Genomic DNA, 4247 nt, shown 5'->3' with positions numbered 1-4247 from the left:
GGGGGCCATCCTGGCGGGGATCTGGGCGGAGGCGGATGGTCAGTCGGGCACCCAGGGAGTACTTGTCCTTGTGGGAGGAAGTTTGCGGGTTGTTGTGCCCCTGGTTCTGCTGGCTCTTGGCGCAATTTGCGCGGGATGGCTGGTCAGCGTGAGCACTTTGCTGTATTCTGTAGTGATCTATACCTTAATTGTGGGCCTGCAAACCTGGGCTGTGGCGTGGCACCTGGCCAAAAAGGGCTCAGGATCAAGGCAGCCCGAGCGATGACCTCACCAGATGCGTAAAAGGAAGTGTTGTTGTTTGGTGGGGTTAGGTTGTCGGACTCGCCCCTATCGGGATTTCGGTCGCAATCTTTATTGCGAGTGGTGATACGATGGGCATGGACATCGCGGTGGCCGGGGAACACGTGAAGGACGCCACGTCCTTTCACTTTCCCTTCGGCTATCATGTCGAATTGCCAATGCTGGATTTTGGCAGTTTGCGATTAGGAGCGGTTGACCTGCCGCTGGTGGGTCACATCCCGGCGGTGGAGATTCCGCTTCGGCTCCAGCTTACGAAGTTCATGGTGCTGGAGCTGATTGTGGCGGTCCTCATGATGCTTATCTTTATCCCACTCGCCTGGCGATTACGTGGGGGGAGGCCGCCGCGAGGCCGTCTTGCGACATTTTTCGATGTCATCCTGTGTTACATTCGCGACCAGGTGGCCCGGCCTGCCATCGGCAAGCACGAGGCGGACCGATACCTGCCATTTCTCTGGAACATGTTCTTTTTCATTCTGTTTTGCAATCTGATGGGGCTGGTGCCCTGGGCGGGATCGCCAACGGGCGCGATCAGTGTCACGGGTGCTTTGGCGGTGCTGAGTTTTGCGATGGTAATAGGGGCCGGAATCCAGGAGCACGGCCTGATCGGATACGTGAAGAGCCTTGTGCCCCACATGGACTTGAAAGGAGTCCTGGGGATTATTCTGAAGCTCATGCTTTGGGTGATTGAGTTTGCCGGTCTGTGCATCAAACATGCCGTGTTGGCTGTGCGTCTTATGGCCAACATGTTTGCCGGCCATCTGGTGCTGGCGGTGATCCTGAGTTTTATTGCGGCGGTGGCCAATTTCTGGCTGATTCTTTGGTTTGGGGTGACGATCGCCAGCGTCGCCGGGCAAATTGCTTTGATGATGCTGGAACTGTTCGTGGCGTTCCTTCAGGCATATATTTTTACCTTCCTGGCAGCGATTTTTATCGGGATGGCGGTGCACACCCACTGAGCGTCAGCGGGGCAACTGAGTTCCAGCCGGGTGTGAGAAGTCGGAAAATATTCGGAAGAACTTGGGAGAGCGCGGTTCAGGAAAGAGTACCGCGAGACAATTGGGTCCTCAGCAGAGAAAGGAGACAGGCTCCGTGAACAAGTGGCTCATTGCAATCGCATTGGGTGTGATGATGTGGTCGGGTGGTATGCTGGCGATGGCGGAAGAGTCCGCCGCGCCGGCTCAGGAGCAAACAGCTCAGGCCCAGCAGGTGCAGGAAGCCAAGGGCGCTGACCGATTTTCGATCTTCTTCGGAGGTGCCTTCGGTGCGGGATTGATCATCCTGGGAGCGGGTTTCGGGATCGGCAAAATCGGAGCGGCGGCAGTCGAATCGATGTCTCGTCAGCCGGAAGTGGCGGGCAACATTCAGACCGCGATGATTGTCTCCGCGGCGCTCATTGAAGGTGTCACGTTCTTCGGTTTGATCGTATGTCTCATTGCCCTATTCTTCACTGGGTGAGGAACAAGGCCGCCGGTTTCACCAGGGAGCCTTCCAAGGGTACGCCGTGCTGGTGTCACCCGGGTTGCTGGAGGCTGCTGGATCTTTCCCTTTGACGCACGAGGGAGCAAATGGAAAGCCCAAGGATGGGCAAGGCCCTCCATTGGCTGGGAGATTGGTATGGTCGAACAGATGAGAAAATGGGCCGCACTGGCGATGATCGCTCTCGTTTTGGGGTTGGGGACGAAGAGCGTTTCGGTCGCTTGGGGGGCAGAGGCTGGCGGCGGGCATGGGGAAGAGTCTTCGGTCGCGCAGGCCGTCAATCCGCTCGACTTTCGGCAGGATTTGGCACTGTGGACCGCCGTCGTCTTTGTGGGGGTCCTGGTGGTGCTGCGGGTATTTGCCTGGAAGCCGATCGCCCGGGCCCTCGATCAGCGCGAAGATCACATCCGCCGGGAGATCGAAGATGCCGAACGGGCGAACGCCGAGGCGAAACGGCTGCTGAGCGAGTATCAGGCCAAGCTGGGGCAGGCAGAAAATGAAATTCGGGCGATGATCGAGAAGGCCAAACAGGACGCCCAGCAGGTGGGGCAGTCGCTCATCGATAAGGCCCGGCAGGAGGCGGAAGAAGAGTATCGCCGGAAACTGGCGGAGATTGATCGAGCCACGGAGCGGGCGCTGCAGGAATTGGCCCAGCGCGGGGCGGCCTTGGCGGTCGATCTGGCGGGAAAACTGGTGGCCGCTCGGCTTGATCCCACCGCTCACGCGCGAATGATCGAGCAGGCCATGGAGGCCATCAGCCGTCAGCATCCGCCAGGTTTGAATTGAGGATCTCCAGTCAACCCTCGTGATGAGCTGGGACGGAATGGCCAGGAAAATGAGCGAGCCGCGCAACGGATAGAGCAATGGCACAGGACCTGGAAGCCCGAGATGCCCGATTTGCCGCCGAATTCGCCGGCGATGTCACGGTGGAAAAAATCGCCTCCGTGTACGCGGAGGCTTTTCTCAACGCGGCGGAAAAGACCGGTCAGGTCGAGGAATTGGTGGCGGAACTGCGGGCGATCGAGGAGGAAGTGCTCAAGCCATTTCCACGGTTCGCCGAATTGCTTGGCTCCGGCATCATCAATCACGAGGAGAAGCTGGAAATTCTGAATCGTGTTTTCGAAGCCCGCGTGTCCCCGCTGGTGATGAATTTCCTGCGGGTCCTCAATCGCCGCGACCGGCTGGATATTTTAGGGCCCATCGTGCAGGCAATCCAGGAAGAATGGGACCGACGCCGAGGTCTGGTCCATTTGAAGGTTATCACGGCAACCCCGCTGGAAAAAGACCTGATGGAGCGGCTGGAAGGCCAGCTTCGGGAGTTGGTGGGCGGGGTCCCGGTGGTCCAGTGGCAGGTGGATCCCGGCGTTATCGGTGGAATTGTCATTCAGGTCGGTGACAAGATTCTGGACGCTTCCGTAGAAACGCAGTTGCGGAAGATCAGACAGCAGATAATCGACAGGAGTGCCCATGAGATTCAAAGCCGACGAGATCGCTTCTGTGATCCAGCAGGAGATTGAGCGGTACGAATCGCAGATCGACGTCCGCGAGGTCGGCCGCGTGCTGGAGGTGGGGGACGGCATTGCGCGCGTCTATGGGCTCTCTGGCGTGATGGCCGGTGAAATGGTGGAATTTCCCACGGGAGTTCGCGGATTGGCGTTCAATCTGGAAGAAAACTCCGTGGGCGTGATCATCCTTGGCGATTATCTGGGGATCAAGGAAGGGGACGAGGTCCGCAGCACGGGACAGTTGCTCAGCGTGCCCGTCGGAGAGGCCCTGTTAGGACGCGTGGTCGACCCACTGGGCAACCCGCTGGACGGGAAGGGCCCTATTGTGACCCACGAGCGTCGCCCGGTGGAAAGTCCGGCCCCCGGTGTTGCCCACCGGCAGCCGGTGAAAGAACCCTTGCAAACAGGGATCAAGGCGATCGACTCCATGACACCGATCGGGCGGGGCCAGCGGGAGCTGATCATCGGCGACCGCAAAACCGGAAAAACCGCCATCTGTATTGACACGATCATCAATCAGAAAGGGACGGGCGTCAAATGTTTTTACGTGGCCATCGGCCAGAAGGAATCGAGCGTCGCCCAGATCATCGATGTGCTCCGCCGCTACGGCGCAATGGAATACACCACTGTAGTGGTGGCGGGGGCCAGTGATCCCGCACCTCTGCAGTATGTGGCTCCCTACGCCGGATGTGCCATGGCGGAGTATTTCATGTACAAAGGGGAGCACGCCCTGGTGATCTACGACGACCTGACGCGACAGGCGCAGGCGTACCGACAGCTTTCGCTTCTCATGCGTCGGCCGCCCGGTCGTGAGGCCTATCCCGGGGATATCTTCTACTGCCACAGCCGTCTTCTGGAAAGGGCTGCCAAGCTGAGTGACGAACGGGGAGGTGGCTCGCTGACGGCGCTTCCCATCGTGGAAACCCTCGAGGGGGAAGTTTCGGCCTATATTCCCACCAATGTGAT

6 protein-coding genes are annotated in these 4247 nt (G+C 59.0%); all 6 read left to right on the top strand.

Annotated features, from left to right (window positions below):
* Positions 1-265, top strand: a 265-nt coding sequence (locus H5U08_RS11375) for a hypothetical protein (RefSeq protein WP_297033086.1), incomplete at its 5' end; no start/stop codon positions are given.
* 106 nt (positions 266-371) lie between these two features.
* Complete coding sequence (atpB, locus tag H5U08_RS11370; protein ID WP_297033084.1) at positions 372-1256, top strand: F0F1 ATP synthase subunit A; 885 nt, start codon at positions 372-374, stop codon at positions 1254-1256.
* 250 nt (positions 1257-1506) lie between these two features.
* Positions 1507-1755 (top strand): ATP synthase F0 subunit C, encoded by a 249-nt coding sequence (atpE, locus tag H5U08_RS11365; protein WP_366494451.1) that lies wholly within the window; start codon positions 1507-1509, stop codon positions 1753-1755.
* Between the two features lie 159 nt (positions 1756-1914).
* Positions 1915-2562, top strand: coding sequence for a F0F1 ATP synthase subunit B (gene atpF / locus H5U08_RS11360; RefSeq protein ID WP_297033081.1), 648 nt, complete (start codon positions 1915-1917; stop codon positions 2560-2562).
* 77 nt (positions 2563-2639) lie between these two features.
* Positions 2640-3293 (top strand): ATP synthase F1 subunit delta, encoded by a 654-nt coding sequence (atpH, locus tag H5U08_RS11355; RefSeq protein WP_297033079.1) that lies wholly within the window; start codon positions 2640-2642, stop codon positions 3291-3293.
* Positions 3244-4247, top strand: a 1004-nt coding sequence (gene atpA / locus H5U08_RS11350) for a F0F1 ATP synthase subunit alpha (protein ID WP_297033077.1), incomplete at its 3' end; no start/stop codon positions are given. The genes atpH and atpA, both read left to right, overlap by 50 nt.

It is taken from the genome of Thermogutta sp. (assembly GCF_014359955.1).
GTDB lineage: Bacteria > Planctomycetota > Planctomycetia > Pirellulales > Thermoguttaceae > Thermogutta.
Note: the sequence above shows the minus strand (reverse complement) of the source record. Positions and strands in the feature narration are given on the sequence as shown.

Bases quoted from the DNA above. Each gene is read 5' to 3' on its own strand.
- atpF (WP_297033081.1), top strand. From the start codon at position 1,915: ATGGTCGAACAGATGAGAAAATGGGCCGCACTGGCGATGATCGCTCTC.
- atpH (WP_297033079.1), top strand. From the start codon at position 2,640: ATGGCACAGGACCTGGAAGCCCGAGATGCCCGATTTGCCGCCGAATTC.
- atpB (WP_297033084.1), top strand. From the start codon at position 372: ATGGGCATGGACATCGCGGTGGCCGGGGAACACGTGAAGGACGCCACG.